Below are 19,247 nucleotides of genomic sequence, written 5' to 3'. Positions count from 1 at the left end.
GTGAGGCGACTCCAGTCTTCGCGAGCACACTCCCCTTAAAAACCACAGAGCTCCCGCAACAGCCCGGTATCCAAATGCTTCTCCACCAGATCCGCCAGCCGTTCAATATCGCGCTCTCGCAAGGCGTGGTAATCCACTTCCTGCACATCCCGCAACCCAGCCCAACGCAACAGTGCACCGCACGCCGCCGGTGACTCGAACAGGCCATGCAGATACGTGCCGAAAATCTGCCCATCAACACTTTGCGCGCCATCGCAGCGACCATCGTCGAGCTGCACCGCGGCGTTTTCCAGCGCCGGCCCGGTGGTCACGCCGGCATGAATTTCATAGCCGCTGACCTGCGCATCTTCCAGCGCCAGACGCCCACGCACATTGCGCAACTGCTTCTCTTCTTCGAGCTGCGTTTCGAACGCCAGCAGGCCCAAACCGGCACTGGAACCCGGCGCGCCTTCGAGGCCCAGCGGATCATGCACCTGCTCGCCGAGCATTTGCAGACCGCCGCAGATCCCCAACACTTTTCCGCCGTAGCGCAAGTGCCGCGAGATCGCCGTATCCCAGCCGTTGGCCCGCAGATACGCGAGGTCGCTGCGCACGCTTTTCGAGCCGGGGAGAATGATCAGGTCGGCCGGCGGAATTGCCTGACCGGGGCCGATGAATTGCAGGTCCACTTGCGGATGCAGGCGCAGCGGATCGAAATCGGTGTGGTTGCTGATGCGCGGCAATACAGGCACCACCACGTTGAGCACTTGATCGACCTTGTCGGTCTGCCGCTGATCGAGGCCGTCCTCGGCCTCAAGATGCAGGTCCATCACATACGGCAAGACGCCGATCACCGGTTTACCGGTGCGCTCCTCCAGCCAATCGAGGCCTGGTTGCAGCAAGGCGATGTCGCCGCGAAAACGGTTGATGATGAAGCCTTTGACCCGTGCCTGTTCGCTGGGCGAGAGCAGCTCCAACGTACCGACCAAATGCGCGAAAACCCCGCCGCGATTGATGTCGGCAATCAGCACGACCGGGCAGTCCACCGCCTCGGCAAACCCCATGTTCGCGATGTCGCCGGCCCGCAGGTTGATCTCTGCCGGCGAGCCCGCCCCTTCGACCATCACCACCGGATATGCCGCGCTCAAACGTTCATGGGAGGCCAGCACCGCTTGCATGGCGATGGCCTTGTAGTCGTGATACGCGACCGCGTTCATGGTGGTGACTGCGCGGCCATGAATGATCACTTGGGCGCCGGTATCGCTATTGGGCTTGAGCAGCACCGGGTTCATGTCAGTGTGCGGTTCGAGGTTGGCGGCTTGAGCCTGCACCGCTTGAGCACGGCCAATCTCGCCACCGTCGGCGGTCACCGCGCTGTTGAGCGCCATGTTCTGCGGTTTGAATGGCACGACGCTCACGCCCTGGCGCGTGACCCAGCGACACAGCGCCGTCACCAGCGTGCTTTTACCGGCGTCGGACGTGGTGCCTTGCACCATCAACGTTGTCATTGCGCTTCCTTAACGTAGGCTTCAAGCGCTTGCTCGAGACGCTGCCAATCCGCTTCATCCGCCGGCAAGCCGAAACGCAGGCTGCTGTTATGGGTGAACAACCGCAGCAGAATGCCGCGTCGGGCCATGAACTCATGCAGCGCTTCGGCTCGCTCGGTGATCAGCCACTGAAACAACGCGCAGCCGCCCTGAGGTTTGGAACCGTATTGTTCAAGCAGCAACGCCAGACGCTCGCCGGCCTCGTCAGTACGAATGCGCTGTCGGGTGTGCCCCTCCGTATCTGTCAGACACGCCTGGCCCAGCACTCGAGTGGGACCGCTGACCGCCCAAGGCCCGACCTGTTCAGCCAGCAGCTTGAGCAACTTGCGCTCAGCCAACACAAAACCCAGCCGCACACCGGCCAGGCCGAAAAACTTGCCAAAGGAACGCAGCACGATCAAGCCGATCTGATCGGCGAACGGCGCCAGACTCAAATGCGGCGTGCTGTCCATGAACGCCTCGTCCACCACCAGCCAGCCACCGCGCTGGGCCAGCCGCGAATGCCAATCCAGCAGGCGGGCCGGGGTCAGGCTCAGGCCCGTGGGATTGTTCGGGTTGACCACCACCAGCACGTCGAGGCTGTCGAGAAAAAAATCGACTTCCTGCTCCAGCACTTCACGCACGATGTAACCGTTGCGACGCCAGGCTTCGGCGTGTTCGGCGTAACACGGCGACAGCACGCCGACCTTGCCGGCCCGGCGCAAACGCGGCAGCAGCTGGATCGCCATTTGCGAGCCGGCCACCGGCAGTACGTGGGCCGCACCGTAATAGTCGCAGGCAGCCTGCTCCAGCCCGTCATCAGTTTCCGGCAACCGCGCCCAGGCCCGCAGAGGGATGTCCGGGACCGGGAATGGCCAGGGCGCAAGGCCACTGGACAGGTCGAGCCAATCGGCTTCGGCAATGCCATATTCAAGCGCCGCCTTACGCAAGCGGCCACCGTGCTCAAGCATAGAATTCAGCCCCCACGCAGAGAATCAGCAGCCATAACCATACCCCGCGCTGGACCAATTGCCAGCCACGGTCGATGGAATCGGCATCCGCCGGCACGCCTTCGCCCAATGGCGGACGCTGATGCAGTTCACCGTGATAGATCGCCGCCCCGCCCAACTCGACACCCAGCGCACCGGCCCCGGCCGCCATCACCGGCCCGGCATTCGGGCTGTCCCAGGTCGAGCCCTGGGTACGCCAGCACTTCAGCGCCAGTCGGGTTTTGCCCAGCAGTGCGTAAGTCAACGCCACCAGGCGTGCAGGAATGTAGTTCAGAACATCATCGATCTTCGCCGCTGCCCAACCGAAACGTTCGAAGCGTTCGTTGCGATAACCCCACATTGCATCGAGGGTGTTGCTCAGGCGATAGAGCACCACGCCGGGCGCACCCGCCACGGCAAACCAGAACAGTGCGGCGAACACCGCATCGCTGCCGTTCTCCAGCACCGATTCGGTAGCGGCGCGGGCGACTTCGGTTTCATCCAGTTCGCTGGTCTGACGGCTGACCAGATAACCGACACGTTTGCGCGCCTCGATCAAGTCATCGCTGCGCAGGGCCTTGGCCACCGGCTCGACATGCTCGCCGAGGCTGCGCATGCCGAGGGCGCAATAGAGCGCGAGAATCTCGACGATCCAGCCAACGTAAGGCGCCCAGGAAAATGCGGTGGCCAGCAAGGTCAGCGGCACGACCGCCATCACCCAGGCCGTAACCCCATGACTGCGCCAGCCACGGCCACCGGAGTTGAAACGTTGCTCGATGCGATCGGCAAAACGACCGAACGCCACCAGCGGATGCCAGCGTTTGGGTTCACCCAGCAGCGCATCCAGCGCGACCGCGGCGACACTCAACAACGCCACACTCATTGACTCACTCCCCAATAATTTTCATACAGCAACTCGCTGAGTGGACGCGCCTGCGCCCAACCTTCGAGTACCAACATCGGCGCCGGATAGAATTCCTTGACCGGCCCCAGGCAAAGAACAGCCAAAGGCTTGGCCCCGGCCGGTAAGCCCAACAAGTCCGCCAGCGCTTGCGGCTCGAACAGCGACACCCAGCCCATGCCCAGGCCTTCGGCGCGGGACGCCAGCCAAAGGTTCTGGATGGCGCAGGACAACGAGGCCATGTCCATTTCCGGCAATGTACGACGGCCGAAGATATGTCGCTCGCGATCGTCCATCAGCGCGGCGACCAGCACCTCGGCGCAGTCGTTGATGCCTTCGACCTTGAGCTTCATGAATTCGTCGGAGCGCTCGCCGAGGGCTTCGGCAGTGCGGATGCGTTCTTCTTCCACCAGCTGTTGAATCTTGCCGCGCAGTGCCCGGTCGCTGATGCGGATGAAACGCCAGGGCTGCATCAGGCCAACACTTGGGGCCTGATGCGCGGCTTCGAGCAGACGCCTCAGTAACTCGGGCTCAACCGAGCCGCCACTGAAGTGACGCATGTCGCGGCGCTCTGCAATCGCGCGATAAACAGCTTCGCGTTCGGCCTGGCTGAATGTGTTGTCCGTCATGGCCTGCTCGCGAAAGCGGTTTCAGGGTCAGGCGCAAACAGCGCTGCAATCGCTGTCGGATTGGACGGGAAATAAAAGTGCACATAAGAAGCCGTCATCCGCCCCTCACGATAAACCGCCTCCGCCCCTCGCCCGCCATTGGGACTCAAACCTCGAGCAATTGGCTCAAGTTCAGTGCTGGTCAACGAGTGGTGGTACGTGTGCCCACGCAGCAAACCTTCCGGCAATTCGACCGCCTGCAAGGCCAACGCGGCAAGACGCTTCTGCATCACCGCATCACCGGCCAGCAAGCCGACCAATTCAGCGCGCGTGCCCTCGACATCGGTCAGTGAATCGAGCAGATACAGCATGCCGCCACACTCGGCCAGCAACGGTTTGCCCGCCGCGTGATGAGCGCGGATGGCGGTCAGCATCGGCGTGTTTTGTGACAACGCCACATGGTGCAATTCGGGGTAACCGCCCGGCAGATAAAGACTGTCCGCCTCCGGTAACCCGCTGTCGCGGATCGGCGAGAAGAAAGACAATTCGGCGCCCATGGTCCGCAACAGATCAAGGCTCGCACCGTAGATAAACGCGAAAGCTTCGTCCCGGGCCACGGCAATCCGCACCCCGGCCAGCAACGGTTCGGCTGCGATCATTTCAGGCGCGGCGAATTCCACGGCCGGCGGTAGAGCCACATCACAACTGCTGGCCAGTGAGTCGGCCGCCGCGTCGAGGCGCAGATCGAGATCATTCAGCTCACTGGCCTGAACCAGGCCGAGATGCCGACTCGGCAATTCGATGCCGGTCTCCCGGGACAACGCGCCGTACCAGCGCAAGCCTTCAGTCAGGCTGCCTTCGAGCAACTGGGCATGGCGCACGGTGCCGACCCGGTTGGCCAACACACCGGCAAACGGTAAATCCGGCTGATAACGCGCAAGGCCCAGGGCCAGCGCGCCAAACGTCTGCGCCATGGCGGTGCCGTCGATCACGCCGAGCACCGGCACACCGAAGTGCCGCGCCAGGTCGGCGCTGGAAGGCGTACCGTCGAACAGCCCCATGACGCCTTCGATGAGGATCAGATCGGCTTCGCCCGCGGCCTCCCACAATAGCCGCCGACTTTCCTGCTCGCCGACCATCCACATGTCGAGTTGATAAACCGGTGCACCGCTGGCGCGCTCGAGAATCATCGGGTCGAGAAAATCCGGGCCGCATTTGAACACGCGGACCTTGCGCCCCTGATTGCGATGCAAACGAGCGAGCGCGGCGGTGACGGTGGTCTTGCCCTGACCGGAGGCCGGCGCGGCAATCAGTACCGCCGGGCAATGATGTGGTTGACTCACAACTCGACGCCTTTTTGCGCTTTGATTCCGGCCTGGAAGGCGTGCTTGATCATGCCCATTTCAGTGACGGTGTCCGCCAGCTCGATCATCTCCGGTTTGGCGCCACGACCGGTGACCACCACATGTTGCATCGGCGGACGAGCCTGCAAGTCGCTGAGCACCTGATCGAGATCGAGGTAGCCGTGCTTGAGGGCGATGTTCAACTCATCGAGCACTACCAGACCGATGGATGGATCACGCAGCAATTCGCGGGACACCGCCCAGGCGGCTTCAGCGGCGGCGATGTCGCGCTGGCGGTCTTGGGTTTCCCAGGTGAAGCCCTCGCCCATCACATGAAAACGCACCTGCTCCGGGAAGCGTCGGAAGAACAGCTCCTCACCGGTGCTGGTGCGCCCCTTGATGAACTGCACCACGCCGCACTGCATGCCGTGGCCCATGGCCCGGGAAAGCATGCCAAACGCCGAACTGCTCTTGCCTTTGCCGTTGCCGGAGAGCACCAGCAGCAAACCGCATTCATTCGGGGAGTTGGCGATGCGTTCGTCGATCACCGCTTTTTTGCGCAGCATGCGCGCCAGATGGCGTTCGTCACGATCGGGAGTATCAGTCATGGGGGAGCTCTCCGTTGAGGCTGGATAACGGCGGGCAGGCACAAGAATAGACGGCAAGAAGCCTGGCATCGCCCACCGTGATGCCGTTGGATGAATCAGGCCGGTCTCCGGGCTCATGAGCGGCACCAGGGCCAACTGCGCGCCTTCCCATGTCGACAATCGACACAGTGGCTCAAGGCGCAGTCTTCACTCATTTACCGTTGCGGGGGCAGCGCCGGGATCGTGATCATTTTTCACGGGAAGAAATTCACTCACCGGCTTCCCTGTTTCACTCTGTCGACCAAGGTCACAGAGCACCTGAAACAAGCCGCGAAGGTTAGAGGGTTGGGGGTGGAGCGTCAATTAAACCCGGGGCGCCGCTGAGCGAATAACTGCCATTGATCAATTAACTGACGCCAATCTTGTGCCACACTGCCAGCAGTGATATCAAAGAGCCACAACCTCACAACACAATAACAAGGGTGAGCCACATGCAAGGCATGATCATCAGCAATCCGAAGCTGGAATTCCTGCGGCCGGTGCTGGAACGCTGGTTTGACTGTATCGACCGCTTCAACGCCGTACGCGGCGATAACGATACACCTTACTGGTACGACGAAAACGCCAACCTCGGCCTGCTCTCCGCCGCAGCCTGGATGGCAGAAATGGTCACACTGCAACAAACATCCACGCGCAAACAGACTGAAGAAGGCGAACGCAACGCCCACGCCGATCTGTTTATCGCCAGCAGCGAAGAACGCGCGTATCTCCAGGCCACCCAGCGCTGGCCACGGGTCAATAGCCTGAACCTGACTCAGGCATTGGCGGACATCACCAGTGACGCGAAGCGAATCAGCTACGCCAGCGATCTGAAACTCGGCTGCCTGTTCGTAGCGCCGCAAAAAGCTCAGCAGAGCGCTACACCGGAAGAACTTCAGGACATGGTCGACGACCTGCAAAAGGAACACAGCTGCGCCGTGGCCTGGTATTTCCCATACGCCTACCGCAAGTTGCGCAATGAAGCCGGCAACTACCATCCAGGCATCGCTGTTCTGCTCAAGGAAGCCCGCGGCTGACCGGTTGAACCATCGAGCGTCTACGCTTCTCTATGATTACGTCAATGCATTCATAGGGAAGATCAGTAATGCGCAAACCCCAGCTCGTTTTCATCATCGCGCTCGCCGGAGGGCTCGCCGCCTGTGGTGAAACCTCCAGCCTGCAAGTCTCGGATGGCACAGGCCCCTCGCCCAAACTGCCAGAACCCAATAAAACCCTGATCCCGACGGTGAACATCGCCCCGGCGATCGGCTGGCCTGAAGGCAAGAAACCTGTCGCCGCGGCAGGGACTCAAGTAGCGGCGTTTGCCGAAGGCCTCGAGCACCCACGTTGGCTCTACGTATTGCCCAACGGCGATGTGCTGGTGGCCGAAACCAATGCACCGGCCAAATCCGATGGCGGTATTCGTGGCTGGATCATGGGCAAAGTCATGGGCCGCGCCGGTGCCGGCGTCCCCAGCCCGAACCGCATCACCCTGCTGCGGGACAAGGACCACGACGGCGTCGCCGAAACCCGCACGGTATTCCTGGAAAACCTCAACTCGCCCTTTGGCATGACCCTGGTCGGCAATGATTTGTATGTCGCCGACACTGATCGCCTGCTGCGTTTCCACTATGAAAACGGTGAGACGGCGATCAAGTCGCAGCCGATCAAGGTGGTCGATTTGCCGGGCGGCACGCTGAATCATCACTGGACCAAAAATGTCATCGCCAACAAGGATGGCAGCAAGCTGTACGTCACCGTGGGCTCGAACAGCAACGTCGGTGAAAACGGCATGGATCAGGAGGAAGGCCGCGCTGCGATCTGGGAAGTGGATCGCGCCACCGGCAATCATCGGATCTTCGCCTCGGGGATTCGCAATCCAAACGGTCTGGCCTGGGAACCTCAGAGCGGCGCGCTGTGGACCGCCGTCAACGAGCGCGACGAAATCGGCAGCGATCTGGTGCCGGACTACATCACATCCGTGAAGGACGGCGGGTTCTACGGCTGGCCTTACAGCTATTACGGCCAGCACGTCGACATTCGCGTCGAACCGCAAAACCCTGATCTGGTGGCCAAGGCGATTGCACCGGACTACGCGGTGGGGCCACATACGGCGTCACTGGGCCTGACGTTTGCCGAAGGCAGCAAACTGCCCGCACCGTTCACTCAAGGCGCTTTCATCGGCCAGCATGGCTCGTGGAACCGCAAACCGCACAGCGGCTATAAGGTGATTTTCGTGCCGTTCAACGCCGGCAAACCGACCGGGCAACCGGTGGATGTGCTCACTGGCTTCCTCAATGACGAGGAAAAAGCCATGGGCCGGCCGGTGGGCGTGGTGATCGATCAGCAAGGAGGCTTGCTGGTGGCGGATGATGTGGGGAACAAGGTGTGGCGCGTTTCCGCAGCCAAGTAATCAGCTCGACTGTAGGAGCGAGGCTTGCCCGCGAAGACGGCATCACAGTCAACATTGATATCGACTGACACACCGCTTTCGCGGGCAAGCATCGCTCCTACAGTTTTCTGCGCAGCCTCAGCCTGCAAACGAGCGGTCATGACAACCTCCGCTACGGATTATGTGCCAAATGCTCAGGTTGCAAGACGCGTTTGGCGCTCAGATAAGCTTTCTGCCAGTAAGCTTTGGACAAGCTGTCCAGCTTGACCGTGCCGCCCGTGGCTGGCGCGTGGACGAAGCGGCCTTCGCCAACGTAGATCCCGGCGTGACTGACCTGGGAGCCGCCATTGGTGGCGAAGAAAATCAGGTCACCGGTTTGCAGGCCTTCCTTGCCGATATTGGGGGCCTGCATGCCGATCATCTCGCGGGTGGAGCGCGGCAAGGAAATACCTGCGACATCGCGATACACATAACCGATCAGACCGCTGCAATCGAACCCGGAATCTGGCGTGTTGCCGCCCCAGCGATAAGGCGTTCCCACCAGGCCCAACGCGCGAAACAGCACGTCTTCTGCCGCGGGGGAAAAGGCTTGGGAAGGACCAAAAACAATCGGAGCGCGGACCACCGGCGCAGGTGGCGGTGTGCGGCTGGCGCAGGCGCTGAGCAGCGCTGCGAAGAACATGAGTGCGAGGCGGGCCGACATCGTCATAAGCAGAACATCCTGATCTGGCTGCGGCTTTTTCTACCGAGAAGGCAGAAAAGAAAACCGCCTGCGCAGAACGCAGGCGGTTTGCCATCAATAATAGATCAGGATTCTAGCGGCTACGCGGCAAACTTCAAGTAAGACTTTAAGTTCGCCTTACAAACTGTCCGCTTACTTGCGTGCAGTAACGATAGCCGGGGCCGTCGTCGGTGCCATCGCGAGTGCGCGCTTGGCCTCGATGAAGGTCTTGCTCCAGTAGCTGTCGCCCAGGCTATCGATCCGGACACCACCACTTTTGCGGCTGCTGGAGTGGATGAACTGGTTGTCACCCAGGTAGATCCCGGCGTGACTGACACGACCGCGACGACCATTGGTGGCGAAGAACAGCAGATCACCCGGCTTCAGGGCGCTGCGAGCAACCAGCGGAGCGTCAACGTTGATCATTTCGCGAGTGGAGCGCGGCAGGTTCATGCCGGCTTCTTCACGGAACAGATAACCGATGAAGCCGCTGCAGTCGAAGCCAGCCTCGGAGGTGCCGCCAAAACGATACCGGGTACCGATCAGGGACATGCCACGTTCGAGGATGCTGTCGGCCAGAACCGGAAGCTGGTACGACTTGCCGCCGGCGAAGTCTGCCAGTTCTTTATCGGTGGCCACGCCGTCCTGGTAAAGAGCTTCCTGGAAAAGAACGGAAGAAGATTGCGCAGTAACTGAGTTTTTAACCTGCTGTTGCTGCTCTGGCTGGGACACTGGAGAGTGAGCAGCGCAACCGAACAACAGGGTGACGAGTGCGAGAGGCACGAGGGGTGCGAAGCGATTTAGCATGGGCACGACCGTGGCTGATAGTTTCTAAAGAAGCCGAGACTATGCCCGCTATCAACCTCATTTGCAAATTCAATCGATCTTTATGTGACTTATCGGTTTCTCGTTTACATCTAAGCGCTTAAGCCCATTTTGAACCTTTGCGCAGCCTGCCCTCTTGCAGGAAAGCGGATTTGTTGACGCCTGGAATTTGCCAAAACCCGCGTAAAACCTGAGCTTGATCAGGTTTTTTACCAACCCAGGGTTTCTTTCAGGAACGGGATTGTCAGCTTGCGCTGAGCTTGAAGGGAGGCCTGATCGAGGCGTTCAAGCAGCTCGAAAAGCGCACTCATGCTGCGGGTGCCACGGGTCAAAATAAAATGCCCGACTTCGTCGGTCAGGTGCAGGCCACGACGGGATGCGCGCAACTGCAAGGCACGCAATTTGTCTTCGTCAGAGAGTGGGCGCATCTGGAAGATGAGTGCCAGTGTCAGCCGCGATTTGAGATCCGCCAGCTTCACCGGTAGTTCGCGCGGGGACGTCGAGGCGGCGATCAGCAGACGCCGGCCGCTGTCACGCAGACGATTGAACAGATGGAACAGCGCCTCTTCCCAATCCGCCTTGCCGGCGACCGCCTGCAAATCGTCCAGGCAGACCAGTTCGTACTGTTCGAGGTTGTCTAGGATTTCGATGCCACGGTCCAGCAACTCGGCCAACGGCAGATACACCGCCGGCTCACCCAGTTGCTCGAAGCGCAGACACGCCGCCTGCAACAAATGCGTGCGCCCTACCCCATCCTTGCCCCAGAGGTAAATCAGGCTTTCCGTCCAGCCGGCGTCGGCTTCGCAGAGCCGCTCGACATAGCCGAGTGCAGCGGCATTGGCGCCTGGGTAGTAATTGATAAAGGTAGCGTCATCACGCAGACGCACACCTAGGGGCAGCTGAATCGGTTTCATGCTGACTGAACAGTTCCAAAGGAACCGTTAGTGGCCTCTGTGTAAAGTTTGCGAAGTTTATACCCGTGAGGCTGAGCGCACAATGCGACAGACCACAAGCAAAATCAAAGGTTTGCGTTAACGTGCTGGTTTCATGACAGTTTCTTTGACGGCGCATGTGACAGCCACGCGAGGGATACGGGCAAACCTGGCACGAAACCAGACTGCCCGCTACGGGGATTAAAAGCCTACACCTCGGATTCGTCGACGCCGCCGTAGATTTCTGAATCCTTGTACAAATCGTGTACATGACGCACCAGGACCATAATCACCGCCGCCACCGGCAACGCCAGCAATATACCGGTAAAACCAAACAGTTCGCCGCCGGCCAGGATCGCGAAGATCACCGCCACCGGGTGCAGGCCGATCCGGTCACCCACCAGCAACGGCGTCAGGACCATGCCTTCCAGCGCCTGGCCTACCATGAACACCGCGACAATACCAATCATGGGATACAGATCGCCACCGAACTGGAACAGACCGGCAATCAACGCCGCGCCAATCCCGATGACGAACCCCATGTACGGCACGATCGCCGCCAACCCGGCAATCAGACCGATCAACAGCCCCAGCTCCAGCCCGACGATCATCAAGCCGGCGGCATAAATCACGCCCAGCGCCAGCATCACCAGCAACTGCCCGCGCACGAAGGCCCCGAGCACTTCATGGCATTCTCCCGCCAGGGACATGACGCGTTCTTCACGATCACGGGGCAGCAGGCTGCGGATCTTGGCCATCATCAGATCCCAGTCGCGCAGCAGGTAAAAACTCACCACCGGAATCAGCACCAGGTTGGCCAGCCACCCGATCAGCGCAAGGCCTGATGCCGTCGCCTGACTCAGCACTACGCCGACCACATCGGTGGTCTGACCCATGTGCTCGCTAAACGCCGCCTTGAGCTTGTCGAACTTCCAGAAGCCGTCCGACAACCCGATCTTCGATTGCGCCCACGGCACGGCGGTGTGCTGCAACCAGTCGAGCATTTGCGGCGCCAGTTCATACAAGCGAAACAGCTGCTTGGCGAGCATGGGCACCAACACCAACAGTAACGCGGTAACGATCAACGTGAACAAGGCGAACACCGCCACCACACCCCAGGTCCGTGACAGACCGTACTTCTCCAGCCGATCCACCAGCGGGTCGAACAGATAGGCCAGCAACAGCGCCACCAGGAATGGTGTCAGGATCGGATGCAACAGGTAAACAAACGCGCAAAGCAGGACCACCCCACCGAGCCAGAACCAACGCCGTGAATCGGCCATTTACCACTCCTGCTTCTATATAAAGAAAAACTACCAGCGAAAACGTAACTGCGGCGTCGGGGCTGGCGCTGCGACCGGTGTCGAGCCAGCAGTCAAGGGCTGAACAGGCGTCGCGGGGGCCGGCGCCTCACCTGCCGGAATTTCCTGCAACTTGGCCAAAGACAACTGCGCCCGCAGCTGATCGGCGCTGCCGTTGACCCGATAAAGTACGCGGTCGCCATCAACGCTTTGTAGCCGAGCACCAAAAGGTTCCAGCAAACGCCCGAGCGTCGCATAACGCTCCAGATTCATCCCCTGCACTTCCAGCAATTGCTCGCTCGATGCACCCGGCCTGGCGACAAAACGCGGCGCCAGGCGTTGGCTGACCGCCAGCATCACCGCATCGGCCAGCGCGGCGGTATCGGCGCCCTGCACGCTACCGGCTTCTTTCTGATCGCCCAACCACAAACGCCACTTGGCTTGCCATTGGCCACTCTCTTCACGGGCATGCACCGCCAGCAAGGCGTCGGCATTGTAACGGTCGGATGCACCCCGCAGCGGTGCAGGGTCTGCACTTTCCAGATTCGGCGCAGTGGCGACAATCTGCTCGTTCAGGTCTGCCAGTGGCAAACGCAGCGGCAGCCCACGATGTTGCGCCGCTCGAAGCAGCGGCGTCGCACTGGCCTGGCCATCGCCGACCAGGCTCGAACCCTCAGTGGAATCGTTCAACCACCAACCGAGAATCGACGGCCGGTTGCTGCCCCACATGGCCAACCCGGCACGACGCAAGGCCTGTTCGGTGGTAGCAGGATCGAAATCGACTTTCAGCACCTGCGGCGGCCCGGCCTCATAACCAAACTGGCTGATGATCTGCTGAGGATCTTTGCGCACGGTCGCCAGACCCGGGCTCTGTGCCGCCTTGGGATCGCCAGTGAGGCGCAACACCAACGTATCCAGCGCCCGCTGAGTCGCCTGATCGCGCTCCTCCGGCGTCTGGCTGCTGACAGGCTCGCGCACTTGGTAGAGGCTTTTGACTGTTTCGGCATGACTGGTCAGGCTGACCATGGATAAACAGCCCACGAACAAGAATTTAAGAAAACGCATAAAAAGATTCCTGACGACAAGAGCGGCTGGAACAGACCGCATGAAGATGATTGAACCAGGGGTCTGTTGACCACACGTTCAAGCAAAACATTCACCCGATCCCGGTAGTTTTCGCACTGTCATAACGATAGACGGTTAACGTCGATACCTTATACAGCCATCCGGGACGCCACCAACACGGGCAATATCGGTTTTTTTAACGCGATATGCTCCTGCCCGTCGGTACGAGGATGGCCGCTGCCCCTCAAGCCTGATAAAATCGCGCGCCTTCGCAGACCGGCAACAGCCGGGCACCCTGAAATTCGCGGATGGCACTCGCCTTCGTTTGTTTCGGCGGTCCCACTGGACTCGGTCGTTACCCCTGAATCCCCCCTAAAGGCCTGGATCATGAGCAAGCAACCCTCCCTGAGCTACAAGGACGCCGGTGTAGACATCGACGCCGGTGAAGCATTGGTCGAACGCATCAAGAGCGTCGCCAAGCGCACTGCGCGCCCGGAAGTCATGGGCGGCCTGGGCGGTTTCGGCGCCCTCTGCGAAATCCCGGCCGGTTACAAACAACCGGTGCTGGTATCGGGCACTGACGGCGTCGGCACCAAGCTGCGCCTGGCGCTGAACCTGAACAAGCACGACAGCATCGGCATCGACCTGGTTGCCATGTGCGTGAACGACCTGGTGGTCTGCGGCGCCGAGCCGCTGTTCTTCCTCGACTACTACGCCACCGGTAAACTGAACGTCGAAACCGCGACCCAGGTCGTGACCGGCATCGGCGCTGGCTGTGAACTGTCCGGCTGCTCCCTGGTCGGCGGCGAAACCGCTGAAATGCCTGGCATGTACGAAGGCGAAGACTACGACCTGGCCGGCTTCTGCGTCGGCGTCGTGGAAAAGTCCGAAATCATCGACGGTTCCAAAGTCGCTGCCGGCGATGCCCTGCTCGCCCTGCCGTCTTCCGGCCCGCACTCCAACGGCTACTCGCTGATCCGCAAGATCATCGAAGTGTCCGGTGCAGACATCGAAAACATCCAGCTCGACGGCAAACCGCTGACCGACCTGCTGATGGCCCCGACCCGCATCTACGTGAAGCCGCTGCTCAAGCTGATCAAAGAAACCGGCGCCGTCAAAGCCATGGCCCACATCACCGGTGGTGGCCTGCTGGACAACATTCCGCGCGTTCTGCCAAAAGGCGCACAAGCGGTAGTTGACGTTGCAAGCTGGACTCGCCCTGCCGTGTTCGACTGGCTGCAAGAGAAAGGCAACGTCGACGAAAACGAAATGCATCGCGTGCTGAACTGTGGCGTCGGCATGGTCATCTGCGTTGCTCAAGAGCACGTTGAAACCGCGCTGAACGTATTGCGTGAAGCCGGCGAGCAGCCTTGGGTCATCGGTCAGATCGCCACCGCTGCCGAAGGCGCGGCTCAGGTTGAACTGAAGAACCTCAAGGCACACTGATGCAAGAGCGGATGTCCCAGACCTGTGATGTGGTGGTGCTGTTGTCCGGCACCGGCAGTAACTTGCAGGCCTTGATCGACAGCACGCGGACCGGCGACAGCCCGGCCCGCATCGCCGCGGTGATCTCCAACCGCGCCGACGCTTACGGCCTGCAACGCGCCAGGGACGCGGGTATCGACACCCGCACCCTGGATCACAAGGCTTTCGAAGGTCGCGAGGCCTTCGATGCCGCGCTGATCGAACTGATCGACGCCTTCAACCCCAAACTCGTGGTACTGGCCGGCTTCATGCGCATTCTCAGCGCTGACTTCGTGCGCCACTATCAGGGTCGCCTGCTCAATATCCATCCCTCGCTGCTGCCCAAGTACAAAGGGTTACACACCCATCAGCGCGCGCTGGAGGCCGGCGACACTGAACACGGCTGTTCCGTGCACTTCGTCACCGAGGAACTCGATGGCGGACCACTGGTCGTACAGGCAGTAATACCGGTAGAGTTGCACGATTCGCCGCAGAGTCTGGCGCAGCGAGTCCATACCCAGGAACACCTGATCTACCCGATGGCCGTACGCTGGTTTGCCGAAGGTCGTTTATCACTCGGTGAACAAGGTGCTTTACTGGACGGACAGTTACTCGCGGCCAGCGGCCACTTGATTCGAACCTAGGAGATTTTATGCGTCGCGCCCTGCTCTTCGCTTGCGCTCTGCTCGCCCTGCCGTTTGCGCAGGCCGCAGACCTTCAGCCCTTCTCCGCCAGCTACACCGCCGACTGGAAACAGCTGCCCATGAGCGGCACCGCCGAACGCAGCCTGACCAAGGGAGCCAACGGCGTCTGGAAACTCAGCTTCAAGGCGTCGATGATGATCGCCAGCCTGACTGAAGAAAGCACCCTGACCCTGGACAAAGACACACTGCTGCCGCAGTCCTACCATTTCGAACGTGGTGGCCTGGGCAAAGCCAAGAAGGCTGATCTGGATTTCGACTGGACCAACAAGATGGTCACCGGCACCGATCGCGGTGACGCCGTCAAGCTTCCACTCAACCGCGGCATGGTCGACAAATCCACCTACCAACTGGCGCTGCAGCATGACGTGGCCGCCGGCAAGAAAAGCATGAGCTATCAGGTCGTCGATGACGGCGAAGTCGATACCTATGACTTCCGCGTACTGGGCTCAGAGAAAGTCGACACCAAGGCTGGCCAGATCGATGCGATCAAGGTCGAACGCGTGCGCGATCCGACACAAAGCAAGCGCATCACCGTGCTGTGGTTCGCCAAGGATTGGGATTACCTGCTGGTCCGTCTGCAACAGGTCGAAACCGACGGCAAGGAGTACAACATCATGCTCCTCGATGGTACGGTTAACGGCAAGCCGGTCAAAGGCAGCTGATTCGCAACAACATGAAAGCCCCGCAAACGCGGGGCTTTTTTTCGTCTGGCATTTGGCTGGGCGAGAGCGATCAGCGCACGGTAAAGCGGTGCTGGGCCAGCAAACGGTCGCCCTGGAACACCATGAAACGCCATTCGCCGGGAACGACTTCGTGGCTTTCGGTGAACTCGTATGCCATCACATCCTGCGGAGCACCGGGTACCAGTTTTTGAGTCACTTCCAGTTTGTCGTGACGCACGCCATCCGGAGTACGGATGCCCGGCGTGAAATAGAGCAAAGTCAGCGGCTGATCTTCGGCGACCTTGCCGGCCAACTGGTAACGCATACCGAACTTGATGCCGAGTTTGGCGGGGACGATTTCGGTTTGCTGGATCTGTTCATTGCTGCGGCGCAAAACTCGCTCGCCCGATTGCAGTTCGGCTTTCGGGCCAGCGAACACGCCGTATTCCACCGGACCTTCGACGCGGACTTCGGCACTGGCCAGACCACTGACGAACATCATTGTGGCCAGGGCGGCTAAACGGGTGAGGTGCATGGTGCGCTCCTTGATTGAGATGAGCGCGAGGGTATGACGCGGGGGTGACAGGACGATGACAACCTTGAGTTCAGCAACCCTGAAGTGAGGGGGCTTGCCCAATCCGGGAGTTGAAGTCCCATTGTTACTTCACAACAGCCCGAGGCAGAATCGCCAAAAAGTTATCCCGCGCAACCCTTCTGGCAACATCCTCCGGCAAGGCATCAAGAAACGGATCGAAGCTGTGCATTTCCTGACCGAGTTTATTGAAACGTCCCACCACATCGGAACCGAGCATGAAGCGCTCCGGAAAGCGCTCCACCAGTCTCACCCATTCATCCCGAGGCGTGCCCTGCTCGTCCAGCAGGTAAGGCGTCAGCATGCTCCAGGACAGGTCAACGAACAGATTGGGGTAAGCCTCGAGCATTCGCGACAGCGTCGGCAACAGAAAATCCAGCTGGGTCTGGTGCCGATGAGTTTCCGCACTGCTGCCCGCGTGAGCCCAAATGAATCGCGTGTGTGGATGATTGCGCAGCGGCTCTTCGATTTCTGCCAGGTACAGCGGATTTTTCTCACGTTTGGAGGTGATGTTGGAATGCAGCATCACCGGCAAGTCATTCTCGGCAGCCAAGTGATAGATACGGGTCATCGCCTCATTGTTGGCCCGCGGCGTGTCGCCGGATGTCAGCGCAGTCAGATCGTCGTGACGGGTAAAGACTTCGCCAATGCCCTGCCAAAGCCCGGGATAGAGGTCGAGCATGCGCTGGATGTGTGCCGCGGAGTTTTTGTCATTCGGGTTGAAGCCTGACAGGAAAGGGTGAAAACGCTGGCGCTGCTCTGTGGTCAGCTTATTCACCGCCGCCGCGACGATCACATCGGTCGCGCTATACCAATAGGCATCGGCGTCATCGCCGGCGTAATAACGTGGGCGTTTGGGTTCGTCTTCGTGCCATTTCTTGGCCACCGGAATGCCGGAAATCATCACATGATCGATAGCATTGTCGTCCATGGCCGTGAGCAATTTCGACATGCCCGCCGTTTCCTGGAAGAAATCGACGTAATGCAGGTGCGCATCGCTGTAGGCATATTCGCGGGCGTAGGCATCAGTGCCGCACAGCGCCAGCAACCAGGCGAGGCTCAAGCGGATCGGGGGCACGGAATTCTCCTGTGACGGGCAACTGCGGTACGAGCAACATAGACCGCACCACGCAAACCAGGGTTCAGCCGGTAAGAAAGTGGAACGCGAATTTGAAGGAATGCTCTATAACTTCAGGGTCTTTTTTGATCGAATGACTTTTCATATTGCCCGCGAGGTTTCCCATGACTGTTACCGTCAATACCGTCTCCGCCGAAGGTTTTCGTCACAGCGTCCAGATCGATGACCACGAGCTTTTTGCCGATGTGCCGAAAACCTCTGGCGGCGAAGGCACGGCGCCTGAACCACACGACTACTTCGACGCCGCCCTCGGTGCCTGTAAGGCCCTGACGCTGAAAATGTATGCCAAGAAGAAGGACATCCCGCTGACAGGCGTCGAGGTTGAGGTCACGCGCGACAACAGCGAAGAGCAGAAAGGCAAATACGCCCTGCACGTCGAACTCACACTCAAAGGTGTGCTCACCGACGCCCAGCGTGACGAGCTGCACCGCGTGGCCGACCGCTGCCCGGTACACAAGCTGATGACCACTTCCGACATCAGCATTGAAACCCACCTGTCCGAAGGCGCCTTCAGCCAATAGCGGCAAGGGCTGCACAAGCGGGTTATGCTCCCTGCGTCACCCGCTCAGCCTGGAATGCACCATGAACACGCCACTCGTGATCCGCCCTCGCGCCGAAGATGTCGAAGGTCAGCCGATTCTTCGCCCGTTGCCATCAGCCAAATGCCGCAACGTCGGGCCTTTCGTGTTTTTCGACCACATGCTCGAAACCCGTTACCCGGCGGGCAAAGGCATGAACATCCGTCAGCATCCGCACATCGGCCTGTCCACCCTCACCTACTTGTTCGAAGGGCAAATCCAGCACAAGGATAGCCTCGGCTCCGATCAGGTGGTGAATGCCGGCGATGTCAGCTGGATGACCGCCGGCAGTGCAATTGCCCACGTCGAACGCACGCCCGAAGCATTGAAAGACAGCGGCTTTACGATGCACGGCTTACAGATCTGGCTGGCTTCACCCAAGGATCATGAACACGGCCCGGGACACTACAGCCACCATCCGGCTGCCACGCTGCCCGTCAGCGATAACCTTGGCGTGAAGATACGGATGATCGCCGGGTCAGGCTTTTGCCTCGAATCGCCAGTGCCGGTGCTTTCTCCTACGCTGTACGCCGAATTGAACCTGCAAACGGCGACCACATTGCTGATTCCCACCGAGCATGAAGAACGGGCACTGTATGTGCTGAGCGGTGAAGCGCAACTGGATGGCGAGTCGCTAGAGCCGCATGCGCTGGTGGTATTGCCGGCCGGGAAAGAGATGACCTTATTTGCCGAGAGCGACTGTCATGCCGTGCTGTTTGGCGGCGCGCCGCTGGATGGCCCGCGACGGATCAACTGGAATTTCGTCGCCAGCGATCCGGCATTGATCGATGAAGCACGTCGGCGCTGGGCGGCCGGGGATTGGCCGACAGTGCCGGGGGAAAGCGAGCGGATCGAGTTACCGAAACACCGAAGCCCGCCAACTCCCTTGTAACTGATCGGC

The 19,247-nt window shown here is 60.2% G+C and carries 20 protein-coding genes and 1 riboswitch; of the genes, 7 read left to right on the top strand and 13 right to left on the bottom strand.

Features of this window, described 5'->3' with window-relative positions; genetic code table 11:
• Positions 1 to 35 precede the first annotated feature (35 nt).
• Genes PSH97_RS08485 through cobO form a run of 6 tightly spaced genes read right to left on the bottom strand, consistent with a single transcriptional unit; the run spans position 36 to position 5,954 of the window.
• Positions 36 to 1,487 carry a cobyric acid synthase gene (locus PSH97_RS08485; RefSeq protein WP_305448834.1) on the bottom strand — a complete coding sequence of 484 codons (1,452 nt, stop codon included), beginning with the start codon at positions 1,485 to 1,487 and terminating at the stop codon, positions 36 to 38.
• Positions 1,484 to 2,476: a threonine-phosphate decarboxylase CobD gene (cobD, locus tag PSH97_RS08480; RefSeq protein ID WP_305448833.1), complete on the bottom strand. Its 993-nt coding sequence runs from the start codon at positions 2,474 to 2,476 to the stop codon at positions 1,484 to 1,486. Before cobD ends, PSH97_RS08485 begins: the two co-directional genes overlap by 4 nt.
• Entirely contained in the window at positions 2,469 to 3,377 is a 909-nt protein-coding gene (cbiB, locus tag PSH97_RS08475; protein WP_305448832.1) for an adenosylcobinamide-phosphate synthase CbiB, read from the bottom strand. The genes cobD and cbiB overlap by 8 nt, the downstream gene beginning before the upstream one ends.
• Entirely contained in the window at positions 3,374 to 4,024 is a 651-nt protein-coding gene (bluB, locus tag PSH97_RS08470; protein WP_305448831.1) for a 5,6-dimethylbenzimidazole synthase, read from the bottom strand. Before bluB ends, cbiB begins: the two co-directional genes overlap by 4 nt.
• Entirely contained in the window at positions 4,021 to 5,346 is a 1,326-nt protein-coding gene (locus tag PSH97_RS08465) for a cobyrinate a,c-diamide synthase (RefSeq protein ID WP_305448830.1), read from the bottom strand. The genes bluB and PSH97_RS08465 overlap by 4 nt, the downstream gene beginning before the upstream one ends.
• On the bottom strand, positions 5,343 to 5,954 hold the full coding sequence (gene cobO, locus PSH97_RS08460; RefSeq protein WP_305448829.1) for a cob(I)yrinic acid a,c-diamide adenosyltransferase: 612 nt from the start codon (positions 5,952 to 5,954) through the stop codon (positions 5,343 to 5,345). Before cobO ends, PSH97_RS08465 begins: the two co-directional genes overlap by 4 nt.
• 81 nt (positions 5,955 to 6,035) lie before the next feature.
• A riboswitch (cobalamin riboswitch) is annotated at positions 6,036 to 6,270 on the bottom strand.
• A gap of 154 nt (positions 6,271 to 6,424) precedes the next feature.
• Between cobO and PSH97_RS08455 the strand changes: the two genes are divergently transcribed.
• Both PSH97_RS08455 and PSH97_RS08450 read left to right on the top strand, forming a co-directional pair.
• Entirely contained in the window at positions 6,425 to 7,009 is a 585-nt protein-coding gene (locus tag PSH97_RS08455; protein WP_305448828.1) for a hypothetical protein, read from the top strand.
• 68 nt (positions 7,010 to 7,077) lie between these two features.
• Entirely contained in the window at positions 7,078 to 8,385 is a 1,308-nt protein-coding gene (locus PSH97_RS08450; protein ID WP_305448827.1) for a PQQ-dependent sugar dehydrogenase, read from the top strand.
• A gap of 151 nt (positions 8,386 to 8,536) precedes the next feature.
• Here the strand turns inward: PSH97_RS08450 and PSH97_RS08445 are convergent, their stop codons facing one another.
• The 5 genes from PSH97_RS08445 to PSH97_RS08425 all read right to left on the bottom strand — a co-directional run bounded on the left by PSH97_RS08445 (position 8,537) and on the right by PSH97_RS08425 (position 13,208).
• The gene (locus PSH97_RS08445; protein ID WP_038979712.1) at positions 8,537 to 9,073 is read right to left on the bottom strand and encodes a C40 family peptidase; all 537 of its coding nucleotides are present in this window, start codon (positions 9,071 to 9,073) and stop codon (positions 8,537 to 8,539) included.
• Positions 9,074 to 9,238: 165 nt separating this feature from the next.
• On the bottom strand, positions 9,239 to 9,892 hold the full coding sequence (locus PSH97_RS08440; RefSeq protein WP_305448826.1) for a C40 family peptidase: 654 nt from the start codon (positions 9,890 to 9,892) through the stop codon (positions 9,239 to 9,241).
• Between the two features lie 227 nt (positions 9,893 to 10,119).
• Positions 10,120 to 10,824, bottom strand: coding sequence for a DnaA regulatory inactivator Hda (hda, locus tag PSH97_RS08435; RefSeq protein ID WP_007898944.1), 705 nt, complete (start codon positions 10,822 to 10,824; stop codon positions 10,120 to 10,122).
• Between the two features lie 227 nt (positions 10,825 to 11,051).
• Entirely contained in the window at positions 11,052 to 12,125 is a 1,074-nt protein-coding gene (locus PSH97_RS08430; protein WP_305448825.1) for an AI-2E family transporter, read from the bottom strand.
• Between the two features lie 30 nt (positions 12,126 to 12,155).
• Complete coding sequence (locus tag PSH97_RS08425; RefSeq protein ID WP_305448824.1) at positions 12,156 to 13,208, bottom strand: DUF2066 domain-containing protein; 1,053 nt, start codon at positions 13,206 to 13,208, stop codon at positions 12,156 to 12,158.
• A 387-nt stretch (positions 13,209 to 13,595) separates the two neighbouring features.
• Between PSH97_RS08425 and purM the strand changes: the two genes are divergently transcribed.
• From purM to PSH97_RS08410, 3 genes are read left to right on the top strand one after another with little or no spacing between them, the layout of a single operon-like run.
• On the top strand, positions 13,596 to 14,654 hold the full coding sequence (gene purM / locus PSH97_RS08420; protein WP_008013877.1) for a phosphoribosylformylglycinamidine cyclo-ligase: 1,059 nt from the start codon (positions 13,596 to 13,598) through the stop codon (positions 14,652 to 14,654).
• An 11-nt stretch (positions 14,655 to 14,665) separates the two neighbouring features.
• Positions 14,666 to 15,316 carry a phosphoribosylglycinamide formyltransferase gene (purN, locus tag PSH97_RS08415; RefSeq protein WP_018925121.1) on the top strand — a complete coding sequence of 217 codons (651 nt, stop codon included), beginning with the start codon at positions 14,666 to 14,668 and terminating at the stop codon, positions 15,314 to 15,316.
• Between the two features lie 8 nt (positions 15,317 to 15,324).
• Positions 15,325 to 16,038 (top strand): DUF3108 domain-containing protein, encoded by a 714-nt coding sequence (locus tag PSH97_RS08410; RefSeq protein WP_038979701.1) that lies wholly within the window; start codon positions 15,325 to 15,327, stop codon positions 16,036 to 16,038.
• Between the two features lie 70 nt (positions 16,039 to 16,108).
• Here PSH97_RS08410 and PSH97_RS08405 read toward each other — a convergent pair whose 3' ends face one another.
• Together PSH97_RS08405 and PSH97_RS08400 are read right to left on the bottom strand one after the other, a co-directional pair.
• The gene (locus tag PSH97_RS08405; protein WP_305448823.1) at positions 16,109 to 16,573 is read right to left on the bottom strand and encodes a DUF3859 domain-containing protein; all 465 of its coding nucleotides are present in this window, start codon (positions 16,571 to 16,573) and stop codon (positions 16,109 to 16,111) included.
• 124 nt (positions 16,574 to 16,697) lie between these two features.
• Entirely contained in the window at positions 16,698 to 17,708 is a 1,011-nt protein-coding gene (locus PSH97_RS08400) for an amidohydrolase family protein (RefSeq protein WP_305448822.1), read from the bottom strand.
• A gap of 164 nt (positions 17,709 to 17,872) precedes the next feature.
• On the opposite strand from PSH97_RS08400, the gene PSH97_RS08395 reads away from it, so the two are divergent.
• Together PSH97_RS08395 and PSH97_RS08390 are read left to right on the top strand one after the other, a co-directional pair.
• Positions 17,873 to 18,289, top strand: a complete 417-nt coding sequence (locus PSH97_RS08395; protein ID WP_305448821.1) for an OsmC family protein — start codon at positions 17,873 to 17,875, stop codon at positions 18,287 to 18,289.
• A 61-nt stretch (positions 18,290 to 18,350) separates the two neighbouring features.
• Positions 18,351 to 19,238 carry a pirin family protein gene (locus tag PSH97_RS08390; RefSeq protein ID WP_305448820.1) on the top strand — a complete coding sequence of 296 codons (888 nt, stop codon included), beginning with the start codon at positions 18,351 to 18,353 and terminating at the stop codon, positions 19,236 to 19,238.
• The last annotated feature ends 9 nt before the right edge of the window (positions 19,239 to 19,247 follow it).

This window comes from Pseudomonas cucumis (genome assembly GCF_030687935.1).
GTDB lineage: Bacteria > Pseudomonadota > Gammaproteobacteria > Pseudomonadales > Pseudomonadaceae > Aquipseudomonas > Aquipseudomonas cucumis.
The sequence above is the reverse complement of the archived record's forward strand: the minus strand, read 5'-3'. Positions and strand labels throughout refer to the sequence as shown.